The organism is Elusimicrobiota bacterium (assembly GCA_026388095.1).
Classification (GTDB): Bacteria; Elusimicrobiota; Elusimicrobia; order UBA1565; family UBA9628; genus UBA9628.
Window position 1 is genome coordinate 1 of sequence record JAPLKL010000016.1, and the last position, 17,074, is coordinate 17,074.

Here is a 17,074-nt window from a genome sequence, read left to right on the forward strand (position 1 = left end):
ACCGACCTGCGACGATCCTGGGCCCGACAGGGTTCTCTGTGCGACGCTGTCCGGGGCAGGTCTGGTCGAGGAATCTTAAGATTCCGGAGCAACTGTGTCCGGACACAGCGCACCCCGCCGCAACTCGCAGGACCCATCGGGGTTGTCAACGGCCACAGCCGTCATCGCCGGCGCGGGCCAACGCCGGGATGATGTCTCTGAACAGGCTCTAAAGCCGCGCAAGCCGATGCAACGAGGCCTGCTGCCGATTTCCCGTCGGACAATCCCGACCGGAAGCTGTTTCATCAGGGCTTGTTGCGTCGCGCGACGGATTTTCCCCGGACAGGAGTGGGCCGGCCACAGTTGGTATACGGGCATGGATCTCTCCCGGGTTTGTCAGCAGCCTGCTAGTGGTTCGCAAGCCGCCGCGTCCACCTCAGCCAGACGGTCCTGCCCGGCTTGACGTTGACGTCCCAGGAGCGGCCCGCACCGTCGGCTACGTATCTGACCGGATGGTCCTGGTGATTCCTGAATTCGTAGACGTAGAAGACGGGCGGGCCGTCCGGGTTCAAGTATCCGCGCCTGTGATCGGCCCCCAGCAGATGCGCTTGCACGAAGAGACCCCGGCAGCCGCCGAGAAGGCGCAGCGAATCCGTCCCCTGCAGCCAGCCCTCGGCGGCGGGCGCCGGGGCATTGCCCGGCCAGGCGACCGGCGCCATCTGGTGGCAATAATAGGGCGGCGACTTCGGCTCCTCCGCGACGGCGGCCGGCTCCGCGGGGACAGGCGGCTGAGCGGGCGCCGGCTTGAGGGGCGTGCGCAGCAGCGAAGGCTGGCGAGGCTGCACGGGGCCGGCCCGCTGCATCAGATGGGGCTGGGGCACGGGGAGCGCGGGAGGCCGCGCCTGCTCCTCGGCCTGGGGCTGCTCTTGCGCCGGGGCCGGTGACGGCTCGGGCGCCACCTCCCGGGGAGGGCCGGCTACCTTGACGGGGATGGCGCTCGGCGCGACGTCGTCTTGCGCGGGAGGCTTGGCCGCGGGAGGGGCTGGCTGATCCATGGGAGGAGCCGCTGCCTTTGGGGCGGGCTCGGCAGGGGCCTCTTCATAGGGAACGAGGCCGCTGGAGTCGGCGCTGGGCCTGGGGGCTTCTTCCTTGGCTGGGCTGCTCTCCTGCGCCGGGGGCAGGATGAGAGGGAGGCTTTCCGGCTTTGCGGGCGCGGGGGCGGCTTTGGCGACCGGCGCGGCCGCGGGGCTTGCGGGGGGGACCTCGGCCGGAGCCTGCTTGCTCTTGCCGGGGATCAAGCACAAGGATAGCGCTCCGGCCATGCAGATGGTGAGCGCAGCGAGCTCCCAGTACCGAGGCCGAGGGGCGGGTCCCTTGGGCTTTGGCGCCGGCGACTGGGGGTCCGGGCTCGTCTCAGAGCGCGAAGGCATGCGATACTATATCATTCCGCATCTTGGCGCGCCGTCCGCAGGGCCTGCGCTGAGAAGGTAGATCAGCGGGGAGCGATACCAGGCCTGAGCTTGGACGCAGCGCCAGCCGGCGAGCTGTCCGCGACGGCGTCCCGCCAGAGCTCGCCGTCGGCGCCGGGAACGGACCTCGTGATGGTCTGGAAGGCCATGGCCAAGTCGGCGGGAGCCGCTTGGTCCGCGGCAGCGGCCCCGGATCGGCCGCGCGGCTGCGTGCCTGCGTGAAGCTGGACCAATGCCAAGCTGCTGCGCTGCGCAAGCGAGGCCGCCATAGCGGCAAAGCCTACGAGCAGGATCCAGGACAGGGACTTCAGTCTGGCGGACACTCTCGCACCTCTTCGTTCCGACTTGGGCTCGGCAGAGGTCCGCAAAAGAAAACCAGAGCGGGCATGCGCCTAGCCTCGCCCTGGTGACACCGGATTGCGGTCCGGAGGTGGATGCTCCCCGGCCGATCCCGGGGATTACAAGGTCCCCATTATCATAAGCCCATTTCGCCGGCATTCCCAGGGGCTATGGGCCCAGCCCCGAGCTGGTCTTAGGACCTACGGGCCGATTGACAAACCCAGGCATTGGGGTTAACCTTATCCTGCATCCCGGATCGGATGGAGATCGATGTGCCCCTGCTGAAAAAGCCTTCCCGGCTCGTGATGATCGGCCTCGGCGGGCTATGCGTCGTCGCCGTCTGCCATCGGATCTCTGCGCGCCAAGCGCCCGTGACCTTATCCGGCGAAGAGCGAGCCACCCTCCAAGACGCTGTGGCTGACCCGCTGCAAAGCGTCTTAGACCAGGCCGGGGCGGCCTTTGTCAAAGGCCAGCCTCTGGACGAAGAGAGACTCAAACGCCTGGCTCAGGCGCAGATAGCCGGTCTGCCCATGGCTTTCGACAGGGCTGGACTGGCTGGGGATTTCGAGGCCAAGCTGAAGTGCGCGGTCCTCGTCCAGCGGACTCATCCGCCCATGGACCAAGGGTCGTTCGGCCAGCTCATACGGACCGCAGCTTCCGGCCTGGGCCTCGACCGGCCTCGGACCGAGGCGGCGGTCAAGCTGTACGGCGACCGGCTGCGGACCTTGCCGCCGGCATCGCCGCAGGACACCATCGAGAACATGGCCGCGGTCCAGGCCATCCTGCAGCGCCAGAGCCTGGATGCGAAGAGCCGGGCGCGCGTCGCGGATTTCGCCGGCAAGCTGCGCGGGCAACTCGAGTCCGGCGGCAAGCGCGACCCGGGCCTGCTGGGCGGCGAGGGAGGGGTTTTCGCCGGAGGGGGGAAGTCTCCCGGCTCGGCCGCGTGGAACAAAGGTCAGATGGCGCTTCCCCGGGCGCAGCTGCCCGCCAATCTCAGAGGGGCCGCGTCTGCGCCGCTGTCCCTGTCGGACCTGCTGCCTCCTCTGCGGCCGGATGCCTCCGGCCGCATAGACGTTTCCCGGGCGTCCCATCGTCTGCTGTCCCAATGCCCCACGCCGGACGATGCCCTGTCGAACGTGACTCCCGCTCGGGGCGTGGGAAATGACAGCGGGGCCAGCGAAGCGACACGCCGGGAGGCGCGGAAGAAGCTGGCGGGCATGCTCAAGGTCCGCGACCAGGATCTGAGCGAGGAGTCGCTGCGCAACATGGACCATTACCTCAACGCTTACGGCGCGGTCCGGTTCACTGTCGGCGCCTCGCCCTGGATGGAGTGGACGAATGCCCGCAATCCCCAAGAGGGGGACAATTGGGCCACGCGGGGGACGCGCCGTCTCGGGCGGATGGCCGTGGGCCTCGAGGTGGCCGGCCTTTCCTGCGGCTATGAGTACTACAAATTCGTGGACCAGACCTTCGGCACCAATTACGGCGCGGTTATCGGCGAGGATTTCAAGCACAACAGTTCTCCTGCCAGCTGGCGGGCTCTGGGCGCAAAACTGAGCGGCACTTGGAGCGGCATCTTCAACAACAGCCCGGATGGGCCGCGCAAACAGATGGGCGATTGATCCCATGCGCGCCAGATTGTCCGCCATCTGTCTTCTACTCGGCTGCGCGGCCGGCGCAGCCGCCGCGTCGACCCGCACGGGCGCAGTCGACGGCGCGCCGGAGATCGTGCTGGTGCGTCCCGCCCTCGGGGGCTCCGGCGTCCCGGCTCTGCAGCCGGACCTGAAGTTCACCTTGTCCCCTTTGACGCCCGCCCTTGCGCCTGTGCCGGCGGCCCCGCTCTCCGTCCTGGCGCCTCTACAGGTCCTGCCCCCTCTTTCCGCCCCGGCGCCCGAGGCCGACGCCCCCAAGCCCGCGGATTTCAAAGCCAAGGTCCAGCAGCTGTCGGCCTCCGTCTCGGAGGCGGGCAAGCGATCCGACAATCCCGCGGCTGACGGCGGCCGCGGGTCGGCGGACAAGCAGTTCGCGCTGCTCACCGGCGAGCGGCAGGCGGCCGCGGGAGATGACGAGCCGACGGAGGAAGACAGCAAAGCGGCGATGCGCGCGCTCATCCTGCGCCATCCCACCCTGCCGCCGCGCGTGGCCAAGGTCATCGAGCGCGAGCTGGGCCTGACCGTGGACGATCCGCTCTTCGCGCACATCAGCAAGTCCGGGAGCCAGGCGCGCAACTCGCACACCAACGCCCCCTTGGGCGAGGCGTACGCCCCGATCGATCCCATCCATGTGATCGCGGGCTTGTTCCTGCTCCGCCAGGACCACCGCGCCTACTACGACAGCCTCAAGAACCCCCGGACGGGCGTGGTGGCCACGGGAGTGCGCGGAGGCGTGGACTCCATGGTCGATTCTCTGCTGGACCAAGGCTTCATCCCGCCGCGCTCCCAGGGCCGCAACCTGCGCTTCAAGAACGGCGTGTACATGGACCTGCCCAGCTACATCCACGAAGCCCGCAAGTTCGCGGTGGTGGACCCGTACCTGACCGAGGGCAAGGACCGCTATCCCATGTACGTCGCGTTCCGCGCCGGCGACGTCCATAACCCGGGCTCCGAGCACGAAGGCCGCATCATGGGCGACGGAGGCACGCTGGGGCAGGTCGCCTTGGACCCGGTCACGCCGAAGGATATCGTCTCGATCTACGTGCCGAACGCGCGCCTAGCCCAGACCGTCGCCCGCCTGAAGGGCACGGCGCTGGCGCATGTCCAAGTCTATCCCACGGACATCCTGCCCAGCCACTGAGCGCTGCTTACTTGCCCATCAGCCAGTATTCGTTGCCGTCGATGTCCAGGAACCGACATTCCACGCCCCAGACCTGCTTCTTCGGCGGCACGCTGAACTTGACGCCCTTTTTCTTGAGCGTCTGGTAGGCATCTTCGAGCGGGGCGTCGGCGAAGAAGCAGATGCCGGTGTTGCCCTTCTCCCGCGGTTTGGTCTCGCAGAGGTGGATGCGCATGCCGGTCCTGGGCTGTCCGACCGTGACCCAGTGCCCGAAGTTTTCGAGGACCTTGAGGCCCAGCTTGGCGGTGTAGAACTTCTTGGCCTTCTTCAGGTCCTTCACGACCACGGCAGCGGTCAACGGGGACAGTCTCATCTTCGCCTCCTTTCAATCCAGATCTATGGCTTGGCCGCGCACGACTGCCGGCATCTCCGCGCGGCCAGCACCGCCTGCAAGGCCGGCCCCGCCTCTTTCTTGAGCCGCGCCAGCAGGGCGCAGTTCATCTCCACCTGTGGCCCGCCCAAGGACCTCATCCAGGCCTCCCAATCCTTGGCCGTGTCGAGCTTGAGGCCCGGGATCCTCATCGGATACGAGACCTCCAGGTCCTGGTCCGGGAACTTCCCATGCAGCTCGTAGAAGAGGGAGCGTTCGCCGATGCAGACCGGCTTGGACCGGACCGGCACGGCGAACTCCATGGGGATGCCCTTGGGCATGGTCACCACCGCGGTCACCGAGGCCGGCGGCGGCGAGGCCCACTGCTTCAGCGGGGTCAGGTAGTAGATCATCCGGTCCGCGCCGAACATCTGGTCCGTCTTCAGCTTGAACCAGGGCGTCTCGCCGCTGGCGTACTCCCGGTCCGAGTAGAAAGAATTGCTCGTGTCCACGCCGAAGTCATAGACCGTGCGCAGGGTGTAGCGCCCGCCCTTCTTAAAGGAAGCGGTCCAGGTGTAGCCCAGGACCTTCTTATCCTGCTTGGCTCCCACCCCGTCGAGCCATTTGAGTTCCGTGGGCCTGAGCTCGGTCTTGCCGACGAAGGTGTGGAAGGCGACCGCGCCGGGTATCGGGGTGCTGCCCATATCCATATGCCAGGCGTGCACCGGGAAACCGAAGAGCACGGCGGGCGCGTCTTCCAGCGCCTCGATCTCATAGACGGCCTCGGCGGACCACCGGGGCATGAACTGCTCGTTGTATTTCCTGGGCTCGCAGACGACCTGCTTGCCCAAAGTGGCGAACTCCCCGGGTTTTTCATCCTCGGTATCCGGGGTCTGCGCCTTGCCCTTGAACATGACCTCATAGCAGGGGGCCTTGTCCAGCGCGGTGAGCGTGAGCTTTTCGTTGAGCACGCGCAGGCTCTGGCTCTGGACTGGCCTGAGGGTGTCGCCGGCTCCCCAGAAGAAGCCGTCGTTGGCCGCCAGGGGGGCGGCGGCCAGGGCCAGACCGAGCACGGCGAGCGCGGCAGGATGGTGTTTGTGCATGGGGTTTATGTTACCAAATCAGGCCTTAGGTCCCTGGACCCAGCAGGCCAGGGCCGATCGGGGAAGGACTTTCTGTTATCCGGCTGTCATCTGGGAGCCGGCGGGGTGCGGTAGAATCTAGAGGCATGATCCCTCAGCACTCCTCAAGGAGGCGCCCGATGTCCCACGCCGAGAAGTCGCTCTTGATCTTCCCCGTGCTCGCCGCCCTGGCCGCGGCCCCGCTGGCGGCCCAGGACCTGCCGGACCTTTCCGCGGTCCAGGCCCAGATGAGCGAGACCTTCGCCGCGGCCACCGCGGCCCGGCCCGCCCCGGCCGCCAAGCCGAGCCGCAGCGCGCAGCTGAGCTGCGCCGCGGTCGTGCGAGACCTCGACTGCCTCGTAGAGGGCGAGCAGCGGCCGATCGGGGTCTCCAAGGGCCCGGCCGACGACAGGTTCCGCGAGTTCCGCACCGAGTCCTCGGGCAAGCCGGTGGTGATGCTGCTGGCCCCTGGAGCGAACTACGACTACGACGTGCATTACGACTTCGACGCGAAGGACTACGATGCCTTCGTCCAGGGCAAGGTGTCCTCGCTGAAGGGGACGTATGTGGAGAACATCGAGCGGCTGGACCCGCACAGCGCGCCGGCGGTCTGCACCAAGCCGCGGCAGGGCTCGGCGGACTACTCCATCAAGGGCCGGCTGGACCTGGACTCCTTGGCGCTGGTGGTCAACTCGCGCTCGGGCGAGCGCAGCCCGCTGCTAGACGTCTCCAAGGCCGGGATCGTGGATGAGCGCTGCGGCAAGACGGCGCTGGCTGCGGCTGACAGCCTGAACTATTACGTGACTCCGGCGCATTACTGGGGCGAGGACATCCTGCAACTGCCCAAGTCCGCCGCCACCGGCCGGGTGTACGTGGACGGCAACCTGCATCTCTGCCAGTATGACGGGGATTGGAGCGACTCCGAGGACGTGCCTCTGCACTGCAGTCTGAGAGCGGAACAGTAAGGGGTCGCGGCTGTCGGAACTGTCCCACCCCCATGGGGTGGGACTGGTGGGGTGGGACATGGGGGACATGCATGCTACATACATATCCCCTAGGGGGGATGGGTATGTACGAATGACCCCACCAGTCAGCAACCGCGTTTAAATCTCCGGAACGGTCTGATTCCAGTTTTAATCGCTTATTGGCCTACCCCACCAGTGGACCCCACCAGTTAGAGCCGCCCCACCAGTCGGCCCCACCAGTCAGAGCAAAGTTTCGCCGTTGGCTGTTAGGCGATATTTCTGGAGGCGACTGTTGGGTTTGTCCGGAATGGTGAGCTCGATAAGGCCGGCGTCCAAAGCCGGGTCGAGATAGTGCTGGCGCAGGTGGTTGCGGTCCTTCATCTTGAGTCCTTTTAGTATGTCGGCTGTGCCCAGGGGGGCTTTTGCCAGCAGGCGCAGGAGGGGCAGGAGCCGCGGCTCGATTGCTGGGGAGGTTTGGTCTCCGGCTTCAGGGGGCATGGGCAAGCGGGGCAAGGTCACGGTGAAGCCGTCCTCGATCTGGAACTGGGGCTGGGGGAGGCCGGCTTTGCGGCAGAGCTGGATGATGTCCGTGGTGCCGGTGGCTTTGCTTGCGCGGTAGTAGGCCAGGTAAAGGGCTTCGGCCAGCAGGGGGTTGGGCGGGTAGGAGCCGTGGGGCCGGCTGAGTTGGTCCGGGGTGAGGTCGGGGGGGAGTGTGCCTGGGTTGTGGATATCGAGGCGGTCGCTGTAGAGCTGTATTTCGACCGTTTGGTTGCTGGTGTAGTCGCAATGGGCGACGGCATTGGCTAGAGCTTCGCGGACGGCTTCTGTGGGGAGCTGATGGGGGTTCTGGTCATCGAGATGGGAGAGGACGAAGTACATGGCTTCGTCGAGCATCTGGAAGAGGGTGCCTTGGCAGGTCTGCTGGGCTCGGGCGCCTTCGTACTGCGCGCATTGGATGCGGGCTGAGGGGAAGCACTGCTGGGGGTCGTGGCCGAAGAGGAGGATGGCGGCGGTGGTGGGGCGATCTTGGCTGAGGAGGCGAAGTTCGTTTAGCACGGCGTTGGGGGCGGCGTCTGGGGCGAGGGGGAAACCGCGGGATCGGGCGATGGTGGTGAAGCGGCGGATGTGGTCGGAGGAGAGGTCGTCGAGGGTGGCGCCGGGGCAGGGGGTGGAGTCGAAGTATTGGGGCAAGGGCGGTTTCCGGGATAGAGTATACAAAACTCCGGTATTGGGGCAGCTTCTTTGTGTGGGCGGGGGTGACGTCCCCCTAATTGGCAGTGTGGCGCATCTGCTCCGAGTAATGCTCCTTGAACTTTTCATGGGCCACGCGGATGTCTGAGGTCTTGAGTGTGCGCTCCCAACCGCAGAGGCACTTCAGCCTTTTATTCATGGAATTGAACTCGAAGAGATGCATCTTCATGTGGTCTCCCTAAAACACGAAACCCCCTTTCGGGGGTCAAGGTCCTGACATTACTCGTTACAGGTTCGAATCCGTTAAACCTGACTTTATGATATCAAAATACCATCTCTTCGACAATCAAAAACATCGCCGTTGATCGGCCCGGCCTCAGGTTCAGTCAGAGTCGGATGCAAATGATAGAATCAATCCGGCCGAATCAAGGAGATATCCCATGAACGAAATCGCCCAGATCCGCGAATGGTACGCATTCAACTCCGAAGTCCGTAAGAAATACCTCAAGACCCTCTCCGCCCTCCCGCGCCGCGCCCTTCTCAAAGACCGCAAAGCCTCCTTCCCATCCCTCCTCGACATCTACGTCCACACCCTCGACGCCTACAACTGGTACATGTTCTACGCCTACCAGGACCGCGCCGCCGACTTCAAGCGGAGCGCAGGCAGCATCAAGACCATCGCGCAGGCCCGCCAGTACGAGCGCGAGGTGGACCGGAAGGTGAACGCCTTCCTCAAACGCCTTGACGCCCGCCTCCTCGCCTCGACCTTCCAGTTCACCTACCCGCCCGGCCACCCCCGCGGCAAAGGCCTGCGCAAGGTGCGCACCCGCGACATGGTGCTCGCCCTGATCGCGGAGGACCTGCAGCACCGCGGCGAGCTCGCCGGCCTGCTCTGGCAGTTCGACGCCGAGGTCCCCTTCACCAGCTTCATCGATTGGAGCGAGCGGCGCAGGCACGCCAGGAGATAGGAAGACACGATGGGGTGGCTGCGCGGGATATACCTCGGCAAGCCCCAAGTCTACATCCTGCTGGCCTTGCTCGCCCTCGCCGGCAGCGCCTGGAATATCAGCGCGCCCTCGTGGATCGTGGCTCTGGCGCCCAGCATAGCCCCGGACCGCTGGGGCCCGCTCCTCTCAGCGTACTGCCTCATCGTCATCGGCTCGCATCTCGTCGTCCACCCAGCCGTCGCCCTCCTGCGCGCCGCCACCGGCCCCCCGGAGCAGCAACCCGCGCCCAATTGGCTGCCCGTCATCGCCGGGTCGTGCGAATCCGTGCTCTTCGCGACCTCCTTCTATATCAACAAGCCCGGATACATCGCCGTCTGGCTGGGCGTGAAGGTGGCTGCCGGCTGGAAGCTCTGGGAGCCGGGCCGCAACCGCTTCGAGGTCTTCGTCACCGGCAACGCCCTGTGCATCGGGTGCGCCTACATCGGCGCCAGGGCCATCGCGGCCGTGCTCCGCTAAGGAAGGGTCGCGTCGGGGTCGCGGCCTGAGCGGCCGCAACCTCCATATTCTGACGCGGCCTGCGCTATGTGCCCTACTGGGCATGAGTATTTGATTGGATAGCACCGCGATGTCAGTGCTCTCGTGAAAAGTGCAGTTAATTTCAGGAGTTCTTTCTTTGACGGGTCTTTGATGGCCGCGAACTCAGCCCACTGGATATGACATCACTCTCCGTATTTTGTTCAATAGCACCCTTGCCGACCCGCCTCGCCATCTGCTTCTTTTGCCTCGCAATCCCCGGCTTGATCCTTTCTCCGGCCTGCTGGCCCGCCGCGGTCAATGATCAAGAGCCATCATTCGAGCCGGACCAGCCCTCCGAAGGCTTCCTCCCGCGAAGCTCCAAACCCGAAGCCCTCGGCATAGACAAAGCCGCCTTGGCGAAACTGGTCCGGCAAGCCCAAGCCAGCCATTCGCACGCCCTCATCGTCATCAAGGATGGCCGCGTGGTCGTCGAACGCTACTTCGGCCGCCCGCCAAAACCCCTCCGCCTCAATTCCGTCACCAAGAGCGTCGTCTCCTTGGCCATCGGCGCCCTCATCGGCGAAGGCAAGATCGCCGGCGTCCACGCCCCCCTGTCCACCTGGTTCCCCCAGTTCAAAGAAGGAGACAAGGCCAAGATCACCCTATGGAACATCCTCACCCACACTTCCGGCCTATACCATGAGGAGAGCGCCGCCACCCTCTATCACCAGCGCGACGTGGTCCAGTACGCGCTCGGACTGCTGACCGCTGACGAGCCGGGCAAGCGCTTCTCCTACAGCAACGAGGCGGTCGCGCTCCTGCCCGGGATCGTCCTGGCCGCGGCCGGCAAGCCCCTGGACGCGTACCTGCAGGAGAAGCTGTTCGGACCCATGGGCATCACAGCCTGCGATTGGGACCGCGACCCCGCGGGCAACGTCATGGCCTACGGCGGCCTGTCCATGGCGCCGCGCGACCTGGCCCGCATCGGCCAGCTCATGCTCGATTCCGGGCGTTGGCAGGGGCGGCAGCTCGTCCCCGGAGCCTGGGTGCGCGCGGCCACCTCGCCGGCCCGCTCCGACATCGCGGACTACGGACTGCTGTGGTGGCTGCGCGGCGGCGGGTTCGGCGGCGAAGGCTGGCTGGGGCAGTACTTGCAGGTCTATCCCGAATGGCGCCTGGTGGCGGTGCGCATGCACGGCCAAGAAGCGGGCAATGACATGAAGGAGAACCAGGATTACGGGTTCGAGGACTTCAAGAAGATGACCCTGGCTTTGGTCCAGCATCCGCAAAAGCCGAAGCAGGGCTTGATCGACTGGGTAGCGATCCCGGGGGGAAGCTTCATGATGGGCGCCGACGACCTGCCCGGCGCCCGGCCCCATCGAGTCACGGTGCCGTCATTGCAGGCCGCGAGGACCCTGGTGACCAATGCCCAGTACCAAGCCTGCGTGGACGCCCACGGCTGCACTCCCCCGAGGTGGGGCTGGCCCGTAGCTCCGGACAAAAGCAATCTGCCCGTCTTCTTCGTGAGCTGGAGCGATGCCGCACAGTTCTCCGAGTGGGCCGGCGGAAGGCTGCCGAGCGAAGCGGAGTGGGAATACGCGGCTCGCGGCGCGGGCCAGGATCGCAGGTTCCCTTGGGGCGATGAGGAAGCGACCTGCGCCAGGGCCGTCATCTCGGAGGGCGGCGATGGCTGCGGGAAGGACTCCGCATGGCCCGTATGCTCGAAGCCCGAAGGCAACACGCGGCAGGGCCTCTGCGACATGGCGGGCGATGCGTGGGAGTGGACGCAGGACTGGTATCATGCCTCCTACGACGGCGCGCCGGCTGACGGCCGCGCTTGGCAAGACCCGTCCGGCTCGGCTCGGGTCATCCGCGGCGGGTCCTGGTGCGAGCCCGGCTCGCATGCTCGCTCGGCCGTCCGCCGCGAAGGTCCGCTTACGTGGGGCTCCGCGATAGGGTTCCGCCCCGTAAGGGAGCGCCGGGACTAGCGCATGGCTGAAGCCAAGCAGTCCTTGCCGGCCCGCCTCGTCCTGACCGCCTGCCTGCTGTCCTTCCCCGGCTCGCCAAGAGCGGCCGTGCCAACACCGCCGGATTCCAACATCGGCGTCGTTCCCACCTGCTCCGTCCTCGGCGAGGTCATAGAGATCCGGCCCGCACCCCATGCGGCGCGGGTCCGCCTCCAGCGCGCCCATGGCTCGAGCACCATGGACGCTTGCGGCCAGACCGGCGCCGCGGCCATGGCGGACCAAGGCGCCGTCGTATCCGTTTCCCTCGACGTCCAGCCCAAGCCCCTGCTCGTTGCGGGCAGCCGGGTCTTCGTGGTCAAAGGCATGGGCCCGGATTTCTCGCTGGAGACCTACCCCCCGGATTCCCTCACCGTCGATGCCATGGTCCGCACCGCGGAAACCAGCTGGGACGGGCCCGCCCGGCTCAGCGAACTCTACCCCGTCGAAACCTTCCTGGGGGTCCCGAGTACCGTTGAAAAGCTGTCCCGCAATCTCGACCTCGACGCAGAGGACCCCAAGACCAAGGACAAGCGGCTCGGCTCGGCCGTCCTGCTCATCGAGCTCGCCGTGGACAAGCAGGACGTCCCGGAACCGGTCCTGCGCAAGGCCTTCTCGGCCGCCCTGGCCGGAAGCTATCAGGCGGTCGGGATCGCCAGCCACGTCCGCCTCATAAAACACGACCGGGCCGGGCTCGTCGCGGAGCTCGACGGCTGGCTCAAAAAGACCGTGACCGACCAGAGATGGCCCGCGGTCCGCGATCCTGCCGGCATCATCGTGGCGCTCGGAGAGCTCGGGCCGGCGTCGAGGCCCGCGCTCCCCGCCATCCTGGAGCGGATGAACGGCCTCAACGGCACCGAGCGCGATGACAGCCACACCATCTTCGCCGCCGCGATGGAGCGGATGCACGCCCAGGCGCAGGCCGCCGCTCTCTTCCTCCGGCAGGTCAACGCCGGCCAGCTCAAGTCGAACAGCGGCCCTCTGGCCCGCGGCGCCTGCCTGCTCACGCGAGGAGACCCCTCCCCGGCCCTCGGCGAGCTGCGCCATTGGTGCGCGTCAAGCTACACGGGCCCTGTCAGATAGATCGGTCTCAGGCTGACAGCCCGCTCCGGAATTTGTTTAATATCACCCGTGCCGCGGACCCAGCCGGCCCGCCTAGTCCTCTCCGACGGCACCGTATTCTCCGGCGCCTCCTTCGGCTCACCCCATTGCGTTGACGGCGAAGTCGTCTTCAACACCGGCATGGTCGGCTATCCCGAAGCCCTCACCGACCCCTCCTACCGCGGCCAGATCCTCGTCTGCACCACCCCCATGGTCGGCAACTACGGCGTACCCCGGCGCGGACTCACCGACCGATACGGCATCCCCAAACACTTCGAATCCGACCGCATCCAAGCCGCTGCCCTGGTCGTCGCCGACTACAACGACCACTACTCCCACTGGAGCGCGGCCAGCTCTCTGCATGACTGGCTCGCGGAGCAGAACATCCCGGCCATCCACGGCGTGGACACCAGAGCCCTCACCAAGCTCCTCAGGACCCAAGGCGTGATGCTCGGCCGCATCGGCGAGAGCAACGGCCCCCTTGACGACCCCAACAAGCGGAACCTCGTCGCGGAAGTCTCCTGCAAAGAAGTCAAAGAATACGGCTCCGGCCCCACGACCATCCTCGCCGTAGACTGCGGCATGAAAGCCAACATCCTGCGCAGCTTCCTCAAGCGCGGAGTCAAAGTCCGCCGCGTCCCCTGGGACCACGACTTTACAAGGGAGGACTGGGACGGCCTCTTCATCTCCAACGGCCCCGGCGACCCCCAGCGCTGCGGCAAGCTCACCGCGCACCTGCGCGCCGCATTCGACCTCGACAAACCCATCTTCGGCATCTGCCTCGGCTCCCAGATCATGGGCCTCGCGGCCGGAGCCCAGACTTATAAATTGAAATACGGCCACCGCTCCCAGAACCAGCCCTGCACCGACGTCGAGACCAGCCGCTGCCACATCACCAGCCAGAACCACGGCTATGCGGTCGCCGAAGACACCATGCCCAAGGACTGGAAAGTCTGGTTCGTCAACGGCAACGACCGCACGGTCGAGGGCATCCGCCATTGTTCCAAACCGTTCCGCGCGGCCCAGTTCCACCCCGAAGCCTGCCCCGGCCCCACCGACACCGCCTTCCTCTTCGACCAATTCATCCGCGAGGCCTCCGCATGCAGAGCCTGAAGCGCAAAGTCCTGCTGCTCGGCTCAGGCGGCCTCTCTATCGGCCAAGCCGGCGAGTTCGACTACTCCGGCTCCCAAGCCATAAAGGCGTTGAAAGAGGAAGGACATCAGGTCGTCCTCATCAACCCCAACATCGCCACGGTCCAGACCTCCAAGGACATGGCGGACGCGGTCTATTTCCTCCCAGTGACCCCCGAGTTCGTCACCCAAGTCATCGCCGCGGAAAAGCCCGACAGCATCATGCTCTCATTCGGCGGCCAGACGGCGCTTAACTGCGGCGTGGCCCTGCATAAAGCCGGCGTGCTCAAGGACCACGGAGTCGAAGTCCTCGGCACCCCCGTAGACACCGTCATGCTCACCGAAGACCGCGACCTCTTCGCCAAGCGCATGCGGCAGATCGACGTCAAGATCCTGCAGAGCACGGCCGCCTCCAGCCTCGACGAGGCCAAACAGGCGGCCCAGGTCATTGGCTTGCCCGTCATCATCCGCTCAGCATACGCCTTAGGCGGCCAAGGCTCCGGCTTCGCCCACGACGAGACCCAACTCGCCGAGATCGTGTCCCAGGCCCTCTCCTCCGCGCCGCAGGTGCTCATCGAGAAATCCGTCCAAGGCTGGAAAGAGATCGAATACGAGGTCGTGCGCGACGCGGCCGACAACTGCGTCACCGTGTGCAACATGGAGAACTTCGACCCCATGGGCATCCACACGGGGGAAAGCATCGTAGTCGCCCCTTCCCAGACCTTGAGCAACGAGGAGTACCATTTTCTCAGGGAAGTCGCCATCCGAGTCGTGCGCAGCTTGGGCGTGGTCGGCGAGTGCAACATCCAGTACGCCCTGGCCCCCAACCTGGAGTATCGCGTCATCGAGGTCAACGCCCGCCTCTCGCGCTCCAGCGCCTTGGCTTCCAAGGCCACCGGCTACCCCCTCGCCTACATCGCGGCCAAGCTCGCCTTAGGCCAGAACCTGCCCGACATCGAGAACCGCGTCACCAAGTCCACCTATTCGTGCTTCGAGCCGGCCTTGGACTACGTGGTGGTCAAGGCTCCCAAGTGGGACCTGGCCAAGTTCCGCAAAGCCTCCAGGGGCCTCGGCTCCAGCATGAAGAGCGTGGGCGAGGTCATGGCCATCGGCCGCACGTTCGAGGAAGCCATCCAGAAAGCTTTGCGCATGATAGACCCCAAGCACCAGGGTTTCGTTGGCAACGACGAGGCATTCGAGGACCTGGAGGGGGAACTCAAGAATCCATCGGACCGGCGCATACACGCCATAGAGGCGGCTTTGCGGGAGGGGATGGAAGTCTCGCGGATAGCTGAGCTTACCAGCATAGATCCCTGGTTCTTGCACCGGCTCAAAGGCATCGTGGATATCCAGGAGCGGCTTGCGAAGCACGCTCTATCCGACCTGCCAAGTGACCTGCTGAAGGCTGCAAAAAAATCGGGATATTCCGACCAACAGATTTCGCGATCTCTGAAGGGAACGGAAACGGCATTGGCAGTCCGTGCTAGGCGAAAGGAGACAGGGATAACGCCCTGGGTCAAGCAGATAGACACCTTGGCAGGGGAGTTCCCGGCCAAGACCAACTATTTCTACCTCACCTATCACGGGACCAGCCACGACCTGCCTCCGCGCGAGGAGAAGCAAGTGGTCATCTTGGGCAGCGGCGCCTACCGCATCGGCAGCTCAGTGGAGTTCGACTGGTGCTGCGTGAGCTGCGCGCAGGTCCTGGGCCGGCTCGGCTACAAGACCGTGATGATCAACCATAACCCAGAGACCGTGAGCACCGACTACGACATCTGCGACAAGCTCTATTTCGAGGAGCTCAGCCTGGAGCGCGTGCTCGACATCGCCGATCTTGAGCAGCCCGAAGGCTTCGTGGTCTCGATGGGGGGGCAGATCCCCAACAACCTGGCCTTGGCCTTGCACAAGCAGGGGCTCAAGATCCTCGGCACCAGCCCGGAAGCCATAGACCGGGCCGAGGACAGGCACAAGTTCTCATCCTTGCTGGACCAGTTGGGCGTGGACCAGCCGCTCTGGGAGGAGCTTTCCAGCCTGGAGGCGGCCAAGGCCTTCGCGGCCAAGGTCGGCTACCCGGTGCTGGTGCGGCCGTCCTACGTCTTGAGCGGCGCGGCCATGAGCGTGGCCACCTCGGACGCGGACCTGGAGCGCTACTTGAACCGGGCGGTCAAGGTCTCCAACGAGCACCCCGTGGTCATCTCCAAGTTCATCACCGAGGCCAAGGAGATCGAGATGGACGCGGTGGCCAAGGACGGCCGCATCCTGGCCTACGCCATCTCCGAGCACATCGAGAACGCGGGCATACACTCCGGCGACGCCACCTTGGTGTTCCCGGCCCAGAAGCTCTACCTGGAGACCGTGCGCCGAATCAAGGCCATCACCCGGCAGATCGCGGGCGCGCTCAAGATCAACGGGCCTTTCAACATCCAGTACATCGCCAAGGACAACAAGATCAAGGTCATCGAGTGCAACCTCCGGGTGTCCCGGAGCTTCCCGTTCGTGTCCAAGGTCTCGGGCGTGGACTTCATCGGCGTGGCGACCGAGGTGATCATGGGCCTGCCGGTGGAGAAGGTGGAGTCCTCGGCCTTCGAGCTGGAGCACGTGGGCGTCAAGGCCCCGCAGTTCTCCTTCACCCAGCTGCGCGGCGCCGACCCCGTGCTGGGAGTGGAGATGGCCTCCACCGGAGAGGTGGGCTGCCTGGGCGACGACGTGCACGAGGCCCTGCTCAAATCCCTGCTCTCGGCCGGCCTGCGCATCCCGAAGAAGAACGTGCTCATCTCCACCGGCCCCTTGGAGAGCAAGGCGCGCTTCATGTCAGCCGCGCGCAAGCTCAAAGCCATGGGCCTGACCATCTACGCCACCCGCGGCACCTCCGAGTTCCTCAAGTGGAACGGGGTGGAGTCCACGGTTTTGCACTGGCCCACCTCCAAGAGCAAGCCCAACGTCCTCGACTACCTAAAGAACCGCAAGATCGAGTTGGTCATCAACATCCCCAAGAACGACGAGCCCGAAGAGCTCAACAACGACTACCTCATCCGCCGCACGGCCGCGGACTACAACATCCCGCTCATCACCAACCTGCCCGTAGCCGAGCTGTTGGTGGACGCGCTCTCAGCCAAGGGCGAGGTGAAGGCGCGCAGCTGGCAGCAGTACTTCGAGGCTCAGCCCGCCTAG

Annotated in this window: 15 protein-coding genes; 9 read left to right on the forward strand and 6 right to left on the reverse strand. The window is 65.5% G+C overall.

The annotated features are described in order from the left end of the window. Positions 1-386: 386 nt before the first annotated feature. On the reverse strand, positions 387-1,409 hold the full coding sequence (locus tag NTY77_04020; GenBank protein ID MCX5794646.1) for a hypothetical protein: 1,023 nt from the start codon (positions 1,407-1,409) through the stop codon (positions 387-389). Between the two features lie 62 nt (positions 1,410-1,471). Next, complete coding sequence (locus NTY77_04025) at positions 1,472-1,771, reverse strand: hypothetical protein (GenBank protein ID MCX5794647.1); 300 nt, start codon at positions 1,769-1,771, stop codon at positions 1,472-1,474. Positions 1,772-2,200: 429 nt separating this feature from the next. Here NTY77_04025 and NTY77_04030 point away from each other — a divergent pair, with 429 nt between their 5' ends. After that, positions 2,201-3,409 (forward strand): hypothetical protein, encoded by a 1,209-nt coding sequence (locus tag NTY77_04030; protein MCX5794648.1) that lies wholly within the window; start codon positions 2,201-2,203, stop codon positions 3,407-3,409. A gap of 4 nt (positions 3,410-3,413) precedes the next feature. Then, the gene (locus NTY77_04035; GenBank protein ID MCX5794649.1) at positions 3,414-4,580 is read left to right on the forward strand and encodes a hypothetical protein; all 1,167 of its coding nucleotides are present in this window, start codon (positions 3,414-3,416) and stop codon (positions 4,578-4,580) included. 7 nt (positions 4,581-4,587) lie between these two features. Here NTY77_04035 and NTY77_04040 read toward each other — a convergent pair whose 3' ends face one another. Together NTY77_04040 and NTY77_04045 are read right to left on the reverse strand one after the other, a co-directional pair. Further along, entirely contained in the window at positions 4,588-4,932 is a 345-nt protein-coding gene (locus tag NTY77_04040; GenBank protein MCX5794650.1) for a VOC family protein, read from the reverse strand. A 23-nt stretch (positions 4,933-4,955) separates the two neighbouring features. Next, a complete protein-coding gene (locus NTY77_04045) occupies positions 4,956-6,032 on the reverse strand; it encodes a hypothetical protein (GenBank protein ID MCX5794651.1) in 1,077 nt (358 codons plus the stop codon). Between the two features lie 158 nt (positions 6,033-6,190). On the opposite strand from NTY77_04045, the gene NTY77_04050 reads away from it, so the two are divergent. Then, the gene (locus tag NTY77_04050; GenBank protein ID MCX5794652.1) at positions 6,191-7,015 is read left to right on the forward strand and encodes a hypothetical protein; all 825 of its coding nucleotides are present in this window, start codon (positions 6,191-6,193) and stop codon (positions 7,013-7,015) included. A 240-nt stretch (positions 7,016-7,255) separates the two neighbouring features. Here the strand turns inward: NTY77_04050 and NTY77_04055 are convergent, their stop codons facing one another. Further along, entirely contained in the window at positions 7,256-8,206 is a 951-nt protein-coding gene (locus NTY77_04055) for a hypothetical protein (protein MCX5794653.1), read from the reverse strand. Between the two features lie 76 nt (positions 8,207-8,282). Beyond that, positions 8,283-8,435, reverse strand: coding sequence for a hypothetical protein (locus NTY77_04060; protein MCX5794654.1), 153 nt, complete (start codon positions 8,433-8,435; stop codon positions 8,283-8,285). A 211-nt stretch (positions 8,436-8,646) separates the two neighbouring features. On the opposite strand from NTY77_04060, the gene NTY77_04065 reads away from it, so the two are divergent. The 6 genes from NTY77_04065 (at position 8,647) to carB (ending at position 17,074) form a co-directional block, all read left to right on the forward strand. Then, the gene (locus tag NTY77_04065) at positions 8,647-9,174 is read left to right on the forward strand and encodes a DinB family protein (GenBank protein MCX5794655.1); all 528 of its coding nucleotides are present in this window, start codon (positions 8,647-8,649) and stop codon (positions 9,172-9,174) included. A 9-nt stretch (positions 9,175-9,183) separates the two neighbouring features. Beyond that, the gene (locus tag NTY77_04070) at positions 9,184-9,669 is read left to right on the forward strand and encodes a hypothetical protein (protein ID MCX5794656.1); all 486 of its coding nucleotides are present in this window, start codon (positions 9,184-9,186) and stop codon (positions 9,667-9,669) included. A gap of 233 nt (positions 9,670-9,902) precedes the next feature. Further along, positions 9,903-11,657, forward strand: coding sequence for an SUMF1/EgtB/PvdO family nonheme iron enzyme (locus tag NTY77_04075; GenBank protein ID MCX5794657.1), 1,755 nt, complete (start codon positions 9,903-9,905; stop codon positions 11,655-11,657). A 3-nt stretch (positions 11,658-11,660) separates the two neighbouring features. Next, complete coding sequence (locus tag NTY77_04080) at positions 11,661-12,755, forward strand: hypothetical protein (GenBank protein ID MCX5794658.1); 1,095 nt, start codon at positions 11,661-11,663, stop codon at positions 12,753-12,755. Positions 12,756-12,803: 48 nt separating this feature from the next. Next, positions 12,804-13,886 carry a glutamine-hydrolyzing carbamoyl-phosphate synthase small subunit gene (carA, locus tag NTY77_04085; protein ID MCX5794659.1) on the forward strand — a complete coding sequence of 361 codons (1,083 nt, stop codon included), beginning with the start codon at positions 12,804-12,806 and terminating at the stop codon, positions 13,884-13,886. Then, positions 13,874-17,074, forward strand: coding sequence for a carbamoyl-phosphate synthase (glutamine-hydrolyzing) large subunit (gene carB, locus NTY77_04090; GenBank protein ID MCX5794660.1), 3,201 nt, complete (start codon positions 13,874-13,876; stop codon positions 17,072-17,074). The genes carA and carB overlap by 13 nt, the downstream gene beginning before the upstream one ends.

What these genes read in the sequence shown, in the direction of transcription:
- NTY77_04040 (MCX5794650.1), bottom strand. Translation starts at nt 4,932, where the DNA reads ATGAGACTGTCCCCGTTGACCGCTGCCGTGGTCGTGAAGGACCTGAAG.
- NTY77_04020 (MCX5794646.1), bottom strand. Translation starts at nt 1,409, where the DNA reads ATGCCTTCGCGCTCTGAGACGAGCCCGGACCCCCAGTCGCCGGCGCCA.
- NTY77_04080 (MCX5794658.1), top strand. Translation starts at nt 11,661, where the DNA reads ATGGCTGAAGCCAAGCAGTCCTTGCCGGCCCGCCTCGTCCTGACCGCC.
- NTY77_04050 (MCX5794652.1), top strand. Translation starts at nt 6,191, where the DNA reads ATGTCCCACGCCGAGAAGTCGCTCTTGATCTTCCCCGTGCTCGCCGCC.
- NTY77_04070 (MCX5794656.1), top strand. Translation starts at nt 9,184, where the DNA reads ATGGGGTGGCTGCGCGGGATATACCTCGGCAAGCCCCAAGTCTACATC.
- NTY77_04045 (MCX5794651.1), bottom strand. Translation starts at nt 6,032, where the DNA reads ATGCACAAACACCATCCTGCCGCGCTCGCCGTGCTCGGTCTGGCCCTG.
- NTY77_04035 (MCX5794649.1), top strand. Translation starts at nt 3,414, where the DNA reads ATGCGCGCCAGATTGTCCGCCATCTGTCTTCTACTCGGCTGCGCGGCC.
- carB (MCX5794660.1), top strand. Translation starts at nt 13,874, where the DNA reads ATGCAGAGCCTGAAGCGCAAAGTCCTGCTGCTCGGCTCAGGCGGCCTC.
- NTY77_04060 (MCX5794654.1), bottom strand. Translation starts at nt 8,435, where the DNA reads ATGAAGATGCATCTCTTCGAGTTCAATTCCATGAATAAAAGGCTGAAG.
- NTY77_04065 (MCX5794655.1), top strand. Translation starts at nt 8,647, where the DNA reads ATGAACGAAATCGCCCAGATCCGCGAATGGTACGCATTCAACTCCGAA.